14 protein-coding genes are annotated in these 18,073 nt (G+C 61.0%); all 14 read left to right on the top strand.

Annotation, left to right across the window (positions count from 1 at the left end; genetic code table 11):
• The first annotated feature begins 69 nt into the window (after positions 1–69).
• The 14 genes from Q8O29_RS08140 (at position 70) to mlaE (ending at position 17,990) form a co-directional block, all read left to right on the top strand.
• The gene (locus tag Q8O29_RS08140) at positions 70–1,149 is read left to right on the top strand and encodes a pilus assembly protein PilM (protein WP_305561661.1); all 1,080 of its coding nucleotides are present in this window, start codon (positions 70–72) and stop codon (positions 1,147–1,149) included.
• Positions 1,146–1,787 (top strand): PilN domain-containing protein, encoded by a 642-nt coding sequence (locus tag Q8O29_RS08135; RefSeq protein ID WP_305561659.1) that lies wholly within the window; start codon positions 1,146–1,148, stop codon positions 1,785–1,787. Before Q8O29_RS08140 ends, Q8O29_RS08135 begins: the two co-directional genes overlap by 4 nt.
• A gap of 27 nt (positions 1,788–1,814) precedes the next feature.
• Complete coding sequence (locus Q8O29_RS08130; protein ID WP_305561657.1) at positions 1,815–2,483, top strand: type 4a pilus biogenesis protein PilO; 669 nt, start codon at positions 1,815–1,817, stop codon at positions 2,481–2,483.
• Positions 2,484–2,506: 23 nt separating this feature from the next.
• Complete coding sequence (locus tag Q8O29_RS08125) at positions 2,507–3,040, top strand: pilus assembly protein PilP (RefSeq protein ID WP_305561655.1); 534 nt, start codon at positions 2,507–2,509, stop codon at positions 3,038–3,040.
• A complete protein-coding gene (gene pilQ, locus Q8O29_RS08120) occupies positions 3,037–5,184 on the top strand; it encodes a type IV pilus secretin PilQ (protein ID WP_305561653.1) in 2,148 nt (715 codons plus the stop codon). The genes Q8O29_RS08125 and pilQ overlap by 4 nt, the downstream gene beginning before the upstream one ends.
• 137 nt (positions 5,185–5,321) lie before the next feature.
• A complete protein-coding gene (locus Q8O29_RS08115) occupies positions 5,322–5,876 on the top strand; it encodes a shikimate kinase (protein WP_305561651.1) in 555 nt (184 codons plus the stop codon).
• A 63-nt stretch (positions 5,877–5,939) separates the two neighbouring features.
• Positions 5,940–7,055 carry a 3-dehydroquinate synthase gene (gene aroB / locus Q8O29_RS08110; RefSeq protein WP_305561649.1) on the top strand — a complete coding sequence of 372 codons (1,116 nt, stop codon included), beginning with the start codon at positions 5,940–5,942 and terminating at the stop codon, positions 7,053–7,055.
• A gap of 81 nt (positions 7,056–7,136) precedes the next feature.
• Positions 7,137–8,348 carry a deoxyguanosinetriphosphate triphosphohydrolase gene (locus tag Q8O29_RS08105; protein WP_305561647.1) on the top strand — a complete coding sequence of 404 codons (1,212 nt, stop codon included), beginning with the start codon at positions 7,137–7,139 and terminating at the stop codon, positions 8,346–8,348.
• The gene (locus tag Q8O29_RS08100; protein WP_305561645.1) at positions 8,345–8,647 is read left to right on the top strand and encodes a hypothetical protein; all 303 of its coding nucleotides are present in this window, start codon (positions 8,345–8,347) and stop codon (positions 8,645–8,647) included. The genes Q8O29_RS08105 and Q8O29_RS08100 overlap by 4 nt, the downstream gene beginning before the upstream one ends.
• 49 nt (positions 8,648–8,696) lie before the next feature.
• Positions 8,697–9,398 carry a transposase gene (locus Q8O29_RS08095; protein ID WP_305561643.1) on the top strand — a complete coding sequence of 234 codons (702 nt, stop codon included), beginning with the start codon at positions 8,697–8,699 and terminating at the stop codon, positions 9,396–9,398.
• A gap of 225 nt (positions 9,399–9,623) precedes the next feature.
• Positions 9,624–14,414 carry a glutamate synthase-related protein gene (locus tag Q8O29_RS08090; protein WP_305561641.1) on the top strand — a complete coding sequence of 1,597 codons (4,791 nt, stop codon included), beginning with the start codon at positions 9,624–9,626 and terminating at the stop codon, positions 14,412–14,414.
• Between the two features lie 24 nt (positions 14,415–14,438).
• Entirely contained in the window at positions 14,439–15,917 is a 1,479-nt protein-coding gene (locus Q8O29_RS08085; RefSeq protein WP_305561639.1) for a glutamate synthase subunit beta, read from the top strand.
• Between the two features lie 445 nt (positions 15,918–16,362).
• The gene (locus Q8O29_RS08080) at positions 16,363–17,208 is read left to right on the top strand and encodes an ABC transporter ATP-binding protein (RefSeq protein ID WP_305561637.1); all 846 of its coding nucleotides are present in this window, start codon (positions 16,363–16,365) and stop codon (positions 17,206–17,208) included.
• Entirely contained in the window at positions 17,205–17,990 is a 786-nt protein-coding gene (gene mlaE / locus Q8O29_RS08075) for a lipid asymmetry maintenance ABC transporter permease subunit MlaE (protein WP_305561635.1), read from the top strand. The genes Q8O29_RS08080 and mlaE overlap by 4 nt, the downstream gene beginning before the upstream one ends.
• The last annotated feature ends 83 nt before the right edge of the window (positions 17,991–18,073 follow it).

Raw genomic sequence — 18,073 nt, 5'->3', positions numbered from 1 at the left:
TTACTGATAGCATTCAAGTGATTTCTTAAGTTTGTAGCGCTACCTGTTAGCCATCATTTGGGGACTGTCTTGATCTCTTTGGGATCCTTATTTAACCGCCAATCGTCCGCCTTGCTGGGCTTGGACATCAGCTCGTCAAGCGTCAAGTTGGTGGAATTGAGCCGTGACAAGGCAGGCAACCTGGTGCTTGATCACTGTGCGATTGAGCCCTTGGAGAGGGGTTGGATCACCGACGGCAACGTCGAAAAGTTCGACGAGGTGGCCGAGGCGGTGCGCCGGGTCGTTAAAAAAAGCGGGACCCGGACTAAAAATGTGGCCATGGCCCTGCCGGCGTCGGCGGTGATCACCAAGAAAATCATTCTTCCCGGTGGCTTGAGCGAGCAGGAGCTCGAAATCCAGGTCGAAGCCGAGGCCAACCAGTACATTCCGTTTTCGCTCGATGAAGTCAGCCTGGACTTCTGTGTGGTTGGCCCCAGCGCGACCTCGGCAGGCGATGTGGAGGTGCTGATCGCAGCGTCGCGCAAGGAAAAAGTCAACGACAGACAGGGGCTGGCCGAAGCGGCGGGTTTGAAGCCGGTAGTGGTTGATGTCGAATCCTACGCATCGCGCCTGGCGACGGCGCGCTTGATTGAGAACCTGCCGAACAAGGGGCTGGACACCATGGTGGCCCTGTTTGAAGTGGGCGCCCTCACGACCAGCATGCAGGTCATCAAGAATGATGAAGTACTGTATGAGCGCGACCAGGCGTTTGGCGGTGCCCAGCTGACCCAGTTGATCGTGCGCCAGTATGGCTTTTCTCCTGAAGAAGCCGAGAGCAAAAAACGCAGCGGCGACCTGCCTGATGACTATGGCGTCAGCGTGCTCAAGCCCTTTGTCGACAGCATGGCGCAGGAAATTGGGCGGGCGCTCCAGTTCTTTTTTACCAGCACGCCGCACAACAAGGTGGACCACGTGATGCTGGCCGGCGGCTCGTCAGCCCTGCCGGGTTTGACCGATGCCGTGACGCAGCAAACCTCATTTGCCTGCATGGTGGCCAATCCTTTTGAGGGCATGACACTCAGCGGCAACATCCGTGAAAACAAGATGAAGCGCGAAGCAGCGTCTTACCTGACATCGTGCGGCCTGGCCTTGCGGAGGTTTTTCCAGTGATTCTGGTTAATTTACTTCCCCACCGTGAAGCGGCGCGCAAACGCAGGCGCGAGGCCTTTTTTGTGGCCTTGGGGATTGCGGCCCTGATGGGCGGTCTGATTTGTGGGGCGGTGTATTCCTGGTACCAGGCCCAGATTTCCGGGCAGCAGGCTCAAAACACGTTCCTCAAGTCGGAGATCACGCGTCTTGAAAACCAGATCAAGGAAATCGCTGGGCTGCAGCAGGAAATTGCCGCGTTGCGCGCACGCCAGAATGCCGTGGAAGATCTGCAGGGTAACCGGAATTTGCCGGTCTACCTGCTCGATGAGTTGGTGCGGCAATTGCCTGATGGGGTGTACCTGACCAGCATGAAGCAGGACAACCAGGTGGTTTTGTTGACGGGGGTTGCGCAGTCCAACGAGCGGGTGTCTGAGCTGTTGCGAAACTTGAGCAACAACAGCCCGTGGCTGACCCGGCCCGAACTGATCGAGATTACCGGCAAGGCGCTTGCGCTCAGCGCACGGGATCAGCGCCGTGTGTCTAATTTTTCGATGCGGGTGGCTCTTAAGCGCGCGACTGACGCGCAAAAAGCAGGGACCTCCGCCAACCCTGCGGCGGGCAAGCCAGCACCGGCCGCTCCTGCGGCCGCCAAGGGTTGACGGCGTGGTCGGCAACAGGCACTGAACATGGCTAAAGTCAATATCAATTTTGCTGCGATTCAGAATGGCGTGAAAGCGCAGTTCGTCGGGCTCAATCCGAACGACCCCCCATCGTGGCCGGCGTTTCCGCGTTATCTTTTGTGCGTTTTCGTGACCGTGGCGGTTGTCGCTGCACTGTGGTTTGTCTGGCTCAGCACTTCCGATGAAGAGCTCAAGGCTGAACAAGCCAAGGAACTGCTGCTAAGAGAAGACTTCAAGAAAAAACTGGCCCTTGCGGCCAATCTGGAAGGTTTGAAGAAACAGCGCGAGCAGGTCCAGCAGTACGTCACACAGCTTGAAAAACAGCTGCCGAGCAAGGCCGAAATGGATGCGCTGCTTTCGGATATCAACCAGGCGGGTCTGGGCCGCAGCCTGCAGTTCGAGTTGTTCCGGCCGGGGCAAGTGAGTGTCAAGGATTACTACGCCGAATTGCCTATTGCGATCAAAGTCACCGGCCGGTATCACGACATCGGGGCATTTGCGGCCGACATCGCGAATCTGTCGCGCATCGTGACGCTGAACAATATCGCAATTGCGCCCCTCAAAGACGGCACGATGAGCATGGACAGCACGGCCAAAACCTTTCGCTATCTTGATCCTGAAGAGATTTCGTCGCAGCGAAAAACCGCTTCTGCTGCGAAAGGTCCGAACAAATGAAACAGCTTCGTATCAAGAAGATAATGTTTTTGCTGCTCGCCCTGGGTGGCTGTTTGGGATTGGTCTCTTGCAGCTCCTCAGATCACGAAGAGTTGCAGCAGTGGATGGGTGAGCAACGCAGCCAAACCCGGCCCAGGATCCAACCGCTGCCCGAGCCCACCAAGTTTTCGCCGCAAGCCTACACCCAGGAAGGCGCCATCGAGCCCTTCAGCAACCAGAAACTGTTGCAGGCGCTCAAACGCGACTCCAGCCAGGCGAGCTCCAATGCGGCACTCATCGCGCCAGAATTGAACCGTCGCAAGGAGCCGCTTGAGGCCTTGCCGCTGGACGCGGTGGCCATGGTGGGCAGCCTCATCAAACAAGGGCAGCCCGTGGCCCTGCTGCGTGTGGACAATTTGCTGTACCAGGTGCGGGTTGGCAACTACCTCGGTCAAAACTACGGCCGCGTCATGAAAATTTCTGAAACCGAGCTGGCCCTGCGTGAAATTGTGCAGGACGCCGCAGGGGAGTGGACCGAGCGGATGGCGAACATACAGCTTCAAGAGGGATCAAAATGAACAAGAACGCATGCACCACCGGGGCTGGGACGTTGCACCGCGCGTGCGCGCAACTGTCCGCACGGGCAGTGATCGGCGTGGCCCTGTTGACCGCTTCTTTGCCGGCCGCGTTGTGGGCGCAAAAACCCAATGCCATAGAGTCTGTGACGGGTTCTGTTCAGGGCGGTACGGAAGTGATTCGCATCGACCTGACGGAAGCCTTGACTGCCGTGCCGACGGGCTTCACGATCCAGTCGCCGGCTCGTATCGCACTGGATTTTCCGGGGATCAGCAATTCCATGGGTCGTTCGGCGGTGGAACTGAATTTGGGTAATTTGCGCTCTGCCAATGTGGTGCAGGCCGGTGAGAGAACCCGTGTGGTGCTCAATCTCAAGGCGTCCACGGCCTACAGCACACAAATCCAGGGCAAGTCCTTGCTGATCATCCTGGCTCCGGTTGCTCTGGCCGCGCCGTCGGCGGTTGCTGCGCCGGTTTTTGCAGAGAACCGCAACCGCGATACCTTGCCGCTCAAAGACATTGATTTTCGTCGCGGCACCGACGCTTCGGGCCGGATCGTGGTTGATCTGGCGAACAACCAGGTTGGCGTCGACATTCGGCAGCAGGGTCAGACCCTGGTCGTGGATTTTTTGAAAACCGCCTTGCCCGAGGGCTTGCGCCGCCGCCTGGACGTGTCGGACTTCGGTACGCCAGTTCAAAGCGTGACAACTTCCCAGTTCGGTGACAAGGTTCGCATGGTGGTGGAGCCCAAAGGGTTGTGGGAACACAGCGCTTACCAGAGCGACAACCAGTTTGTGCTGGAGGTGCGCCAGCAGAAGGTGGACGAATCCAAGTTGTCGCGGGGGCCGGGTTACACCGGCGAAAAGCTGTCACTCAATTTCCAGAACATCGAAACCCGCTCCTTGCTGCAGGTCATTGCCGACTTCACCAACTTCAACATCGTGACATCGGACAGTGTCACGGGCGCTGTGACACTGCGCCTGAAGGATGTACCGTGGGACCAGGCACTGGACATCATCTTGCAGGCCAAGGGCTTGGGCATGCGGAAAACCGGCAATGTGTTGCTGATTGCGCCCAAGGATGAGTTGGCTGCGAAGGACAAGCTTGATCTGGAGTCGCGCAATGCGATTCAAAGCCTGGAGCAGGTTCGCACCCAGGACTTCAAACTGAACTATGCAAAGGCGGATGAGATTGCCAAGGGATTGTTAGGTACCGGAGCGCCGGGCGCGACCAAGATATTGTCGGTTCGCGGCAGCGTGATTTCGGAAACCCGCACCAACCAGTTGTTCGTGACCGACATCCCCTCCAAGTTGGAACAGGTCCAAAGCCTGATTGCCAAGCTGGATATCCCGGTGCGCCAGGTGCTGATCGAGGCGCGCATTGTCGAGGCTTCCGATACTTTTGGAAAATCTCTAGGTGTGAGGCTGGGGGGGCGTCCCTTCACCTTGAACGGCAGCCAGAATACGCAGTTTGGCCCGACCTACATCACGCCGAATATTCCGGCCGGTACAGCCGCCCAATTGGGAGCCAATTTCGGAACCACGGCAGGGAACTTCGTCAACTTGCCCGGGGTTGGTCAAAACGGCTTTCCCGCTGCAACTTTTGCTGTCGCTCTCTTCAACTCATCGCTGACCAGATTGTTGAACCTTGAAATTTCCGCGATGGAAGCCGATGGCAAGGGCAAGATTGTGTCCAGTCCTCGAATCGTGACGGCCGACCAGGTCAAGGCGCTGATCGAGCAGGGTACGGAATTGCCTTACCAGCAGGCGACGTCCAGCGGCGCCACCTCGATTGCTTTTCGCAAGGCCAACCTGAAGCTTGAGGTCACACCTCAGATCACGCCGGAAGGCAACATTATTTTGAATGTCGACGTGAACAAGGACAGCGTGGGCCGCGCCACTGCCAATGGTTTTGCGATTGACACGAAACACATCCAAACCCAGGTTTTGGTGGAAAACGGCGGCACGGTGGTGATAGGTGGCATTTTCGAACAGAACGAGCGTGAGGATGAAACCAAGGTTCCCTTTCTGGGTGATTTGCCGGGAATCGGCAACTTGTTCAAAACCAAAACACGCACCGCCAACAAGTCTGAACTGCTGGTTTTTATTTCGCCCAAAATGATCAGCAACGGCGCTGCTTTACGCTGACGTTTGTCGAGTGGCTGAGGATGGCGCAGTCGTGACCCGCGCCGGTGGGCGGCGGACGGCCGCCTTGAAGCTTTTGTTGCCCCGCCGTCGCCAATTATCGATCTCATCTTTTCTTCGACGACCAGATTAGAACTGACATGGGTGCTCCCTCGAACTTAGTTGCCCATGTCGCCTTTGTCGGCCTTCCCGGCTCAGGCAAGTCCACCGTCGGTCGCCAGCTCGCGCGGCGCCTGGGCTGGCCCTTTCTGGATACCGACCATGTCATCGAAAAGCGCATCGGTCTGTCCATCCGCGCGTTTTTTGAACGCGAAGGCGAGGAGCCCTTTCGCGACCTGGAGCAGGCCGTCATTGATGAGTTGACTGGGGGAGAGCCCTGTGTGTTGTCCACCGGCGGCGGCGCGGTGCTCCGGCCAGCCAACCGCGAGCACCTCAAGCAGCGCAGCCATACGATCTACCTGCATTCGTCTCCGGAAGACGTTTTTCGTCGCTTGCGCCATGACCAGAATCGGCCGCTGCTCCAGGTGGCCGATCCGCTGGCTCGTTTGCGTGAGCTGTACGCCTTGCGTGACCCGCTGTACCGCGAGAGCGCGCGCTTGGTTGTCGAGACCGGGAGGCCCTCCGTGCCGGCCCTGGTCCACCTGATCGCGAGCCAGCTCGAAACATCGGGTCTGATGCCGGCTGCGCGTAACTGAGCCACGGGCGCGAGGATGGGTGACGCCCGACAAGCTTCAAGGCGAAGCCTCTACACTTGAGGCATGCATGCAAATTCTTCTCCGGCGACGCAGCAGGTACGGATTGACCTGGGCGATCGCAGCTACCCCATCAGCATTGGTTCCGGCCTGCTTGGCGATCCGGCGACTTACCAGAACCTGCCGGCTGCCAGCACAGCCCTGATCGTGTCGAACGACACTGTGGCGCCGCTGTATGCCGAGTTGTTGCGGACCGCATTGCAGCCGCACTACAAGCGCGTTTTGCTGGTGGCTTTGCCCGATGGCGAGGTCCACAAGGACTGGCCCACGCTGCAACTGATTTTTGACGCGCTGCTTGGAAACGGCTGTGACCGCAAGACCGTGCTGTTTGCACTCGGTGGCGGCGTGGTCGGGGACATGACGGGGTTTGCCGCGGCCTGCTACATGCGTGGCGTGCCGTTTGTGCAGATGCCGACCACGCTGCTGGCACAGGTGGACTCTTCCGTCGGCGGCAAGACCGCCATCAACCACCCCTTGGGTAAAAACATGGTGGGCGCTTTTTACCAACCCGAGCGCGTGCTTTGCGACCTCGATGTGCTCCAGACACTTCCCCCGCGTGAGCTCAGCGCCGGCCTGGCCGAAATCATCAAGTACGGGCCGATTGCCGACATGGCTTTCCTGGACTGGATCGAGGACAACATCGACGCCTTGCTGGCGCGCGAGCCGGCGGCGCTGGCGCATGCAATACGGCGCAGCTGTGAAATCAAGGCCGAGGTGGTGGGCCAGGACGAACGTGAAAACGGCTTGCGTGCCATCCTCAATTTTGGACACACCTTTGGCCATGCCATCGAGTCGGGACTCGGGTATGGCCGGTGGCTGCACGGCGAGGGCGTCGGCTGCGGCATGGTGATGGCGGCGCGCCTGTCCCAGCGTCTGGGCCTGGTCGATGGCGCATTTGTGGACCGCTTGCGTACGCTGATCCAGCGCGCCGGGCTGCCGGTCACCGGTCCGCGCCTGTCGCCAGCCGACAGTGCCGGGCGTTACCTGGAGTTGATGCGTGTGGACAAAAAAGCGGAAGCTGGCGAAATTAAATTCGTCCTGATCGTCGCACCGGGCAGGGCCGTGGTACGCAGCGCACCCGATGCCCTGGTGCGCGAAGTGATTGATGCCAGCTGCGACTGAGCCGAGTCTCAACTTGCTATAAAAAAAGTAGCTGTTCGCCCATGATTGGCATGGGCTGTAGGCCGATTTGATGCATAAATCATGACCTTGTTGGCCCCCTGCGCATGCGACCCCGCCGCGTCCCGCGGTCGCCGCTATCCGGAGCCGGCCGCGCCCACGCGGTCCGCCTTTCAGCGCGACCGCGACCGCATCGTGCATTCCACCGCTTTCCGCCGGCTGGTCTACAAGACCCAGGTGTTTTTGAACCACGAGGGTGACCTGTTCCGCACCCGCCTGACGCATTCGCTGGAGGTTGCCCAGCTTGGCCGCTCCATCGCGCGCACGCTGCGCCTGAACGAGGATCTGGTTGAGGCCATCGCGCTGGCCCATGACCTGGGCCATACGCCGTTTGGCCATGCCGGACAGGATGCGCTCAACGCCTGCCTGAAAAGCCACCATCCCGACAGTGCCGGCTTTGAGCACAACCTGCAGAGCCTGCGCGTGGTGGACACGCTGGAAGAGCGTTACCCCAACTACGACGGTTTGAACCTGTCGTTTGAGACCCGCGAAGGCATTCTCAAACACTGCTCGCGCCGCAACGCCAGGCGCATCGAGGCGCGCGAGCCCGGCGGCGTGGCGCAGCGCTTTCTGGCCACCGCAGAGGGACAGCCTGCGCAGCAGCCCGGCCTGGAAGCGCAGTTGGCTAATCTGGCCGACGAGATTGCCTACAACGCGCATGACATCGACGACGGCGTGCGCTCCGGCCTGCTGAGTCTTGAACAATTGGCGCAGGTGGAGTTGTTCGAGCAGTACAGCGGCGAGACGCTGCTGCAGCATCCGGGGCTGCAGGGGCGCCGCCTGCTGTTCGAAACCATACGCCGCATGCTCAGCGCGCAGGTCTACGACGTGATGGACGCCACACGGGCGGCGTTGGCGGCGGCGGCGGTGGACAGCGTGCAGGCAGTGCGGCTGAGCCCGCCGCTGGTGTGTTTCAGCACGGAGATGGCGCTGAAGTCCTCGTCGCTTAAACGATTCCTGCTGCAAAACCTGTACCGCCATCCGCAGGTGGTTGAAACCACACAGACCGCGCAGCAGGTGGTGCGCGAGCTGTTTGCCGCCTACATGGCCGATCCGGCCGAAATGCCGCAGGCGCATACCGACCGCTTTGACCGGCTGGAGAGCAGCCCGCTGGCCGGCGCCGGATCGCCGGCCAAGCCCGAGCGGGTAGTGGCCGACTACATTGCCGGCATGACCGATCGTTTTGCCGCCAAAGAACATGAACGCCTGATCGGCCGCGTGGCCTTCCCCGCTTGAAGCTGACCCATCCCGCTGGCTGTGTGATTGTTGCGGGCGTGGTGGCTGCGCTGCATGTCGCCAAGTTGCCCCCGGCGCTGCCGGTGTTGCAGCAGGTCATGGGGGTCACGGCGCTCGGCAAGGAAATCGGCGGGGTGGTCATCTCCCAGGCGGTGCCGTCGCCGCGCAGCGCAGGAACGCCCATCATCAAGGAGTACCTGGAGGTGCTCAGCCAGACCGATCAGAACCCGAATCCGTGCGCCTGGTCGATCTGGTCACCATCCCACCCGATGGCAAGGTGGTTGGTTAACCGAATTTAATCGGGGACAGGTCGGCTTTATGATGCGTTGAACCTCAGCACATCACAGCATGGCCCGTCTTCCCCGTCTCAGTCTTCCGGGATTCCCGCAGCACATCATCCAGCGCGGCAACAACCGGCAAGTTATTGCCACGTCTGTGGCGGATTACCAGACTTTGCTGGCCCTGATCGACGAGAACGCTAGAAAGTTTTCTGTCGCCATCCACGCTTATGTGCTGATGGACAACCACTTCCATCTGCTGGCGACGCCGGAAACGGCAGAGGGCATGCCGCAGATGATGCAGGCCGTGGGCCGGCGTTATGTGCGCTACTTCAACGACAGCCAGGGCCGCTCCGGCACCTTGTGGGAGGGGCGCTACCGCTCCACCGTCATCCAGCCCGAACCTTACCTGCTGGCCTGCATGTCCTACATCGACCTCAATCCGGTGCGGCACGGCCTGGTGGCGCAGGCGCGAGATTATCCTTGGTCCAGCCATGGCCATTACGCCGGCCTGCGGGTGGACAGGCTGGTGACGCCGCATCCGCTGTTCTGGACACTCGGCAACACGCCTTTTGCACGCGAAGCCGTTTACGCAGAGAGGGTGCAGGGGGGCGTGGCGGCTGATCGGCAACTGGCACTGACGCAATCCACGCTCAGTGGCTGGGCGCTCGGGGATGCGGCTTTTGTCGCCGATTTGCAAACCCGTACAGAACGGCGAGTCAGCAGGATGTCGGCGGGTCGTCCACCGGGCGAACCGAACTCCAAAAAATAGTTGCTCGATTTGATTGATAAACCGATTCACTCTATCGTGTCCCTAATTAATTCTTGACGGTAATTTTTCGAAATTAATCGGAATCTGACCCTAATTATTTGGCTTGGCATTGTTGTTGCACTGCACTAAGCTATTTATCCCCGCGACATATTACGAAACCAGGCAGGACGGGGTGGCTGCATTTTTTGCCGCCGCTGCTGTTTTCCCATCGACCAGGAGTGCGCCATGACCACGGCTGCTGAAATCAAGCATTTTGAACAAAACGGCCTTTACAGCCCGGCCAACGAGCGCGACGCCTGCGGGGTTGGTTTTGTCGCACACATCAAAGGCATCAAAAGCCATGCCATTGTTCAGCAGGGGCTGAAGATTCTGGAGAACCTCGATCACCGGGGTGCAGTCGGTGCGGACAAACTCATGGGTGACGGCGCGGGCATCCTGATCCAGTTGCCCGATGCGCTGTACCGTGAAGAAATGGCCAAACAGGGCGTCATGCTGCCGCCGCCCGGCGAATACGGCGTGGGCATGGTGTTCCTGCCCAAGGAGCACGCCTCGCGCCTGGCCTGCGAGCAGGCGCTGGAACGCGCGGTGCGCGTCGAAGGCCAGGTCTTGCTGGGCTGGCGTGATGTGCCGGTCAACCGTGACATGCCGATGTCGCCGACGGTGCGCAAGAAGGAACCCATCCTGCGCCAGATCTTTATCGGCCGCGGCAATGATGTGATTGTGCAGGACGCGCTGGAGCGCAAGCTGTATGTGATCCGCAAAACCGCCAGCGCCGCCATCCAGCGTCTGAAACTCACGCACAGCAAGGAATACTACGTTCCCAGCATGTCCAGCCGCACGGTGGTCTACAAGGGCCTGCTGCTGGCCGACCAGGTCGGTACCTACTACATGGACCTGACCGATCCGCGCTGCGTCTCGGCCCTCGGCCTGGTGCATCAGCGCTTTTCGACCAATACCTTCCCCGAGTGGCCGCTGGCCCACCCCTACCGTTATGTCGCCCACAACGGCGAGATCAACACCGTCAAAGGCAACTATAACTGGATGAAGGCGCGCGAAGGCGTGATGTCCTCACCGGTGCTGGGCGCCGACCTGCAAAAACTCTATCCCATCAGTTTTGCCGACCAGTCCGACACCGCGACCTTCGACAACTGCCTTGAGTTGCTGACCATGGCCGGTTACCCGATCAGCCAGGCGGTGATGATGATGATTCCCGAGCCCTGGGAACAGCACACCACCATGGACGAACGCCGCAGGGCCTTCTACGAATACCATGCCGCGATGCTGGAGCCCTGGGACGGCCCGGCCTCCATCGTCTTTACAGATGGCCGCCAGATCGGCGCCACGCTGGACCGCAATGGCCTGCGGCCGTCGCGCTACTGCGTGACCGACGACGACCTGGTCATCATGGCTTCCGAGTCCGGCGTTCTGCCGATTCCTGAAAACAAGATCGTTCGCAAGTGGCGGCTGCAGCCCGGCAAAATGTTCCTGATTGATCTGGAGCAGGGTCGCATGATCGACGACGAAGAGATCAAAGCCACCCTGGCGCACAGCAAGCCCTACAAGCAATGGATTGAAAACCTGCGCATCCGACTCGACGACGTGCAGGCCACCACCGTGCCCGCACCGACCGACGGCATGAAGATGGGCGCCGACGAAGCCAGCGCGACCTCGGCGTCGAGCTCTGGCCTGACCGAGTCGCACGCGTTGCTGGACCGCCAGCAGGCGTTTGGCTACACCCAGGAAGACATCAAGTTCCTGATGTCGCCGATGGCCGTCAACGGCGAGGAGGGCACCGGCTCCATGGGCAACGACAGTCCGCTGGCCGTGCTGTCCAACAGGAACAAGCCGCTCTACAACTACTTCAAGCAGCTGTTTGCGCAGGTCACCAACCCGCCGATTGACCCGATTCGCGAAGCCATTGTGATGTCGCTGGTGTCCTTTGTCGGCCCCAAACCGAATTTGCTGGACATCAACCAGGTCAACCCACCGATGCGGCTTGAGGTCAGCCAGCCAGTGCTCAATGTCGCCGACATGCGCAAGCTGCGCGACATCGAGACCTACACCCAGGGCAAGTTCCGCAGCTACACGCTGGACATCACCTACCCACTGGCCTGGGGCCGCGAAGGTGTGGAGGCCAAGCTGGCGTCGCTGTGCGCGGAAGCGGTTGATGCGATCAAGAGCGGCAAGAACATCCTGATCATCAGCGACCGGGCCATCAGCCCCGCGCAGGTGGCGATTCCAGCGCTGCTGGCGCTGTCGGCCATCCACCAGCACCTGGTCAAGGAGGGCCTGCGTACCACGGCAGGCCTGGTGGTTGAAACCGGCTCGGCCCGCGAAGTGCATCACTTCGCCGTGCTGGCCGGTTACGGCGCGGAAGCGGTCCATCCCTACCTGGCGATGGAAACACTGGCGGAGCTGTCGAAAAACCTGCCAGGTGACCTGAGCACCGACAAGGCGGTCTACAACTACATCAAGGCGGTGGGCAAGGGCCTGTCCAAGATCATGTCCAAGATGGGTGTGTCCACCTACATGAGCTACTGCGGGGCGCAGCTGTTCGAGGCCATCGGCCTGAACCGGGTGACCATCGACAAGTTTTTCACCGGCACCGCCAGCCAGGTCGAAGGCATGGGTGTGTTCGAGATTGCCGAAGAGGCGCTGCGCATGCACAAGGCAGCTTTCGGCAACGACCCGGTGCTGGCCAACATGCTGGATGCCGGCGGCGAATACGCCTGGCGTGTGCGTGGCGAAGACCACATGTGGACGCCCGACGCGATTGCCAAGCTGCAACACGCGACGCGCGCCAACAACTGGAACACCTACAAGGAATACGCCCAGCTGATCAACGACCAGAACCGCCGCCACATGACCCTGCGCGGCCTGTTCGAGTTCCGCATCGATCCGACCAAAGCCATCCCGATTGATGAGGTCGAGCCGGCCAGGGAAATTGTCAAGCGCTTTGCCACCGGCGCCATGTCGCTGGGCTCGATCAGCACCGAGGCACATGCCACGCTGGCAGTAGCCATGAACCGCATCGGCGGCAAGAGCAACACCGGCGAAGGCGGCGAGGACCCGAACCGTTACCGGCAGGAGCTCAAGGGCATCCCGATCAAGCGGGGCGAAACGCTGAAAAGTGTCATCGGCGAAGGTGTGGTCGAAGTCGATCTGCCGCTGCAGGACGGCGATTCCCTGCGTTCGCGCATCAAGCAGGTGGCTTCGGGCCGGTTTGGCGTGACCGCTGAATACCTGGTGTCGGCAGATCAGATCCAGATCAAGATGGCGCAGGGTGCCAAACCCGGTGAGGGCGGCCAGTTGCCCGGCGGCAAGGTCAGCGAGTACATAGGCGCGCTGCGCTACTCCGTGCCTGGTGTAGGCCTGATTTCGCCGCCGCCGCACCACGACATTTATTCCATCGAAGACCTGGCGCAACTGATTCACGACCTGAAAAATGTCAACCCGCGCGCCAGCATCAGCGTCAAGCTGGTCAGTGAGGTCGGCGTCGGCACGATTGCCGCCGGTGTGGCCAAGGCCAAGGCCGACCATGTGGTGATTGCCGGGCATGACGGCGGCACCGGCGCATCGCCCTGGTCGTCGATCAAACATGCGGGCTCGCCCTGGGAAATCGGCCTGGCCGAAACCCAGCAGACGCTGGTGCTGAATCGCCTGCGCGGCCGCATCCGGGTGCAGGCCGACGGCCAGATGAAAACCGGCCGCGACGTTGTGATCGGTGCGCTGTTGGGCGCCGACGAGTTCGGCTTTGCCACTGCGCCACTGGTGGTCGAGGGCTGCATCATGATGCGCAAATGCCACCTGAACACCTGCCCGGTGGGCGTGGCCACGCAGGACCCGGTGCTGCGCCAGAAGTTCAGCGGCAAGCCCGAACATGTCGTCAACTACTTCTTCTTTGTCGCCGAAGAAGCGCGCCAGTTGATGGCGCAACTCGGCATCCGTACGTTTGACGAGCTGATCGGCCGCGCCGACCTGCTCGACACGCAGAAGGGCATTGAACACTGGAAAGCCGGCGGCCTGGATTTCTCGCGCCTGTTCTACCAGCCCAACGTACCGGCCGACGTGCCGCGCCTGCATGTGATGACGCAGGACCATGGGCTGGAAAGAGCCCTGGACGTGCGCCTGATCGAAAAATCGAAAGCAGCGCTGGAGAAGGGAGAGAAAGTCCAGTTCATCGAAGTGGCGCGCAACGTCAACCGCACCGTGGGCGCCATGCTGTCGGGTGAGCTGACGCGGCGCCATCCGGAAGGGCTGCCGGACGATACCCTGCGCATCCAGCTCGAAGGCACGGGCGGTCAGTCTTTTGGCGCCTTTCTGGCCAAGGGCATCACCCTGTACCTGATCGGTGACGCCAACGACTACACCGGCAAGGGCCTGTCGGGCGGGCGCATTGTGGTGCGCCCGAGCATTGACTTCCGGGGTGACGCGGTCAAGAACACCATCGTCGGCAACACCGTGCTCTACGGTGCGACCACCGGCGAGGCCTTCTTCAGTGGCGTGGCCGGCGAGCGTTTTGCGGTGCGCCTGTCGGGTGCCACGGCGGTCGTCGAGGGTACGGGTGATCATGGCTGCGAATACATGACGGGTGGCACCGTCGCCGTGCTGGGCAAAACCGGGCGCAACTTCGCGGCCGGCATGAGCGGCGGCATCGCCTACGTGTACGACGAAGACGGCCAGTTTGCCAAGCGCTGCAACACCGCCATGGTGTCGCTGGAAAAAGTCCAGCCCTCAGCGCAACAGGAAGCCGGCGGCGAACAGGCGCTTTGGCATGGCGGCCAGACCGATGAAGCCCAGTTGCGCAGGCTGCTGGAAGACCACAACCGCTGGACCGGCAGCAAGCGAGCGCGCGAGTTGCTGGACAACTGGGCGGAGGCGCGAGGCAAGTTCGTCAAGGTGTTCCCGCTGGAATACAAACGCGCGCTGGGCGAGATGGCTGCCAAAAAAGCGGCAGCCGTCCCCGTCAAAGCAGCCGGCAAGCCGGCGTCAAAAGCCGCCAAAACCGCAGCCTGAACAAGCAGTATCTGGAGTAGCCACATGGGAAAAGTCACCGGTTTCATGGAATACGAACGCATCGAGGAGGGCTACAAGCCGGTTCCCGAGCGCCTGAAAAACTACAAAGAGTTCGTGATTGGCCTCGACGATGCGCAGGCCAACCAGCAGGCGGCGCGCTGCATGGACTGCGGCACGCCGTTTTGCAACAGTGGCTGCCCGGTCAACAACATCATTCCCGATTTCAACGACATGGTGTTCCGCGCCGACTGGAAAAGCGCGATCGACACCTTGCACAGCACCAACAACTTTCCGGAGTTCACCGGCCGCATCTGCCCGGCGCCCTGCGAGGCCGCCTGCACGCTCAATGTCAATGACGACGCGGTGGGCATCAAGTCGATCGAACACGCCATCATCGACCGCGCCTGGGCCGAGGGCTGGGTTGAGCCGCAGCCCCCGCAGCACAAGACCGGCAAAAAAGTGGCGGTGGTGGGTTCCGGCCCGGCTGGCATGGCTGCCGCGCAGCAACTGGCGCGCGTTGGCCATGACGTGACGCTGTTTGAGAAAAATGACCGGGTCGGCGGCTTGCTGCGTTACGGCATCCCCGACTTCAAGATGGAAAAAATCCACATCGACCGGCGCGTGGCGCAGATGCAGGCCGAAGGCGTGGCTTTTCGCACTGGCGTTTTGGTCGGCAACGCCAAAGACCCGCTGGGCAAGGACTCCAAAGTCACCAACTGGGCCAAGGAAACCATCACCCCCGAGCAGTTGCAGAGTGATTTTGACGCCGTGCTGCTGACCGGTGGCGCCGAGCAATCGCGCGACTTGCCGGTTCCCGGCCGCGATCTGGCGGGCATTCACTTCGCGATGGAGTTTTTGCCACAGCAAAACAAGGTCAATGCGGGCGACGAGGTCAAGGACCCCTTGCGTGCTGATGGCAAACACGTGATCGTCATCGGCGGCGGAGACACCGGCTCCGATTGCGTCGGTACCAGCAATCGCCATGGTGCGGCCAGCGTCACCCAGTTCGAGCTGATGCCCCAGCCGCCCGAGGAGGAAAACCGCCCCATGACCTGGCCGTACTGGCCGATCAAGCTGCGCACCTCCTCGTCCCATGAAGAGGGTTGCGATCGTGAATTTGCCATCTCCACCAAGGAACTGATCGGCGACAAGGGCCAGGTCACCAGCCTGAAGACGGTGCGCGTCGAGTGGAAAGACGGGAAGATGCAGGAAGTGGCTGGCTCGGAGCAGACGCTCAAGGCTGACCTGGTGCTGCTGGCCATGGGCTTTGTGGCCCCGGTGTCCGCCGTGCTGGAGGCCTTTGGTGTGGAGAAGGACGCGCGTGGCAACGCCAAGGCCAGCACCGACTTCAGCGGCGGCTATGCGACCAACGTGCCCAAGGTGTTTGCGGCCGGCGATATCCGCCGCGGACAGAGCCTGGTGGTGTGGGCGATCAGGGAAGGCCGCCAGGCCGCGCGATCCGTTGATGAGTTTCTCATGGGTTACAGCGACTTGCCGCGCTAAAAGCAGAAGCGGTCAGCGCGCGTAGCTTATTTGCCATAAAAATGGAGGCAGTAGTCCGCATGATAAGTGGGCAATCGGGCATTTTTCTCATGCAGGTGACAGGTCCGTCTGTTTACAGTGGCGCAATTCTTCAAGACGGCGCCGCCACATCGACCAGACACTTCAGGCTTCTTTTGGAAGTCTGACAAATGAATATTTTTTCAACGAGGTCGGGCGGGGCGTCGCGCCGTCCGGGAAAGACAGGAACTTGCTGGTGCTGCGGCGTGAGCACCCGGGCCTGTGCGGTGCTTGCATCGGGCCGCTTGACGGTCAGCCGCAGCGCTTGCCCAGCGCAGGTGGCCGATGTAAGAGGTCCAGACCTGAGTCGATCCGACTTGAGCAAACCCCTTATCATTGGATAATTGCAATTAAAGGCGGCACCGCGGGCCGGCTTTTTTCTCTCCTCATGTCTAATCTCGCTCTTCCCCTTGTTGAATTCAAACACGTGACCTTCGCCTACCCAGGGGCCACAGGTGATCGTGTGATCCTGAACGATGTCACGCTGTCCGTGCCGCGCGGCAAGGTCACCGCGCTGATGGGCGCTTCGGGCGGCGGGAAAACAACCGTGTTGCGCCTGATCGGCGGCCAGCAAAAAGCCAATCGCGGCGAGGTCCTGTTTGACGGCCGCGACGTGGGACGTCTGAGCCAGACCGAGCTCTATGCCGCGCGCCGGCGCATGGGCATGTTGTTCCAGTTCGGCGCACTGTTCACCGACCTGAGCGTGTTCGACAACGTGGCCTTTCCGCTGCGCGAACACACCTCCCTCACGGAAGAACTGATTCGCGACATCGTGCTGATGAAGCTCAACGCGGTTGGCCTGCGCGGTGCGCGCGACCTGATGCCCAGCGAAGTCTCCGGCGGCATGGCCAGGCGGGTGGCGCTGGCGCGTGCGATCGTGCTGGATCCGGAGTTGATCATGTACGACGAGCCCTTCGCCGGCCTGGACCCGATCTCGCTCGGCACCGCTGCGAAACTGATACGCCAGCTCAATGACACACTGGGCATCACCAGCATCGTGGTGTCGCATGACCTGGAGGAAACATTTCGCATCGCTGACAAGGTCATCATTCTGGCCAACGGCGGCATTGCGGCCCAGGGCACACCCGAAGAAGTGCGTCACTCCACGGATCCGCTGGTGCACCAGTTTGTCAATGCGCTGGCCGAGGGGCCGGTGCAGTTTCATTATCCGGGACCGAGTGAGGCTGACGATTTTGGGTCGCAGGCTGCGCTGGGCAAGGGAAATCGGCCATGAGCATCGTCAACCTGATCGCCGACTTGGGTTTTGCCACGCGCAGCAAGCTGCGGGAGCTTGGCTACGGCGCCCGCATGATGGCGCGCCTGCTTGCGCTGACCGGGCCAGTGTTTGCGCGGTTTGGCTTGATCCGCGACCAAGTCTTTTTCCTCGGCAACTACTCGCTGGCCATCATCACGGTGTCAGGGCTGTTTGTCGGGTTTGTGCTTGGGCTGCAGAGTTATTACGCGCTGCAGCGTTATGGCTCCTCAGAGGCGCTTGGTTTGCTGGTGGCCCTGAGCCTGGTTCGCGAACTCGGTCCGGTGGTGACGGCGCTGCTGTTTGCCGGACGCGCCGGCACGGCGCTGACGGCCGAAATTGGATTGATGAAGGCCGGCGAGCAACTCTCGGCGATGGAGATGATGGCGGTGGACCCGATACGCCGGATTCTTGCGCCGCGTTTTTGGGGTGGCGTGATCGCCATGCCGTTGCTGGCCGCGGTATTCAGCGCCGTCGGCATTCTTGGCGGCTGGGTGGTTGGCGTGGTGATGATCGGCGTGGATGCAGGCGCTTTCTGGAGCCAAATGCAGTCCGGTATCGATGTCTGGCGCGATGTCGGCAATGGGGTTGTCAAAAGTGTTGTGTTTGGCGTGACGGTGACCTTCATCGCCCTGTTCCAGGGGTTTGAAGCCCAGGCCACGCCGGAAGGGGTGGCGCGCGCGACGACCCGCACCGTGGTGCTGGCCTCGCTGGCAGTGCTTGGACTTGACTTCATCCTGACGGCCCTGATGTTCAGTGTGTGACTTTTGTCACTCCGGAAAACAGTCCTTCCAATGCGAAAATTCCACCTATCCCCACTGTCCGGTGTACGCCACCGGCGGTCTTT

Source organism: Polaromonas sp. (assembly GCF_030689685.1).
Taxonomy (GTDB): domain Bacteria; phylum Pseudomonadota; class Gammaproteobacteria; order Burkholderiales; family Burkholderiaceae_C; genus Polaromonas.
This window is presented reverse-complemented; position numbering and strand designations above follow the sequence as displayed.

Bases quoted from the DNA above. Each gene is read 5' to 3' on its own strand.
- aroB (WP_305561649.1), top strand. From the start codon at position 5,940: ATGCATGCAAATTCTTCTCCGGCGACGCAGCAGGTACGGATTGACCTG.
- Q8O29_RS08105 (WP_305561647.1), top strand. From the start codon at position 7,137: ATGACCTTGTTGGCCCCCTGCGCATGCGACCCCGCCGCGTCCCGCGGT.
- Q8O29_RS08125 (WP_305561655.1), top strand. From the start codon at position 2,507: ATGTTTTTGCTGCTCGCCCTGGGTGGCTGTTTGGGATTGGTCTCTTGC.
- pilQ (WP_305561653.1), top strand. From the start codon at position 3,037: ATGAACAAGAACGCATGCACCACCGGGGCTGGGACGTTGCACCGCGCG.
- Q8O29_RS08115 (WP_305561651.1), top strand. From the start codon at position 5,322: ATGGGTGCTCCCTCGAACTTAGTTGCCCATGTCGCCTTTGTCGGCCTT.
- Q8O29_RS08130 (WP_305561657.1), top strand. From the start codon at position 1,815: ATGGCTAAAGTCAATATCAATTTTGCTGCGATTCAGAATGGCGTGAAA.
- Q8O29_RS08095 (WP_305561643.1), top strand. From the start codon at position 8,697: ATGGCCCGTCTTCCCCGTCTCAGTCTTCCGGGATTCCCGCAGCACATC.
- Q8O29_RS08080 (WP_305561637.1), top strand. From the start codon at position 16,363: ATGTCTAATCTCGCTCTTCCCCTTGTTGAATTCAAACACGTGACCTTC.
- mlaE (WP_305561635.1), top strand. From the start codon at position 17,205: ATGAGCATCGTCAACCTGATCGCCGACTTGGGTTTTGCCACGCGCAGC.
- Q8O29_RS08090 (WP_305561641.1), top strand. From the start codon at position 9,624: ATGACCACGGCTGCTGAAATCAAGCATTTTGAACAAAACGGCCTTTAC.
- Q8O29_RS08085 (WP_305561639.1), top strand. From the start codon at position 14,439: ATGGGAAAAGTCACCGGTTTCATGGAATACGAACGCATCGAGGAGGGC.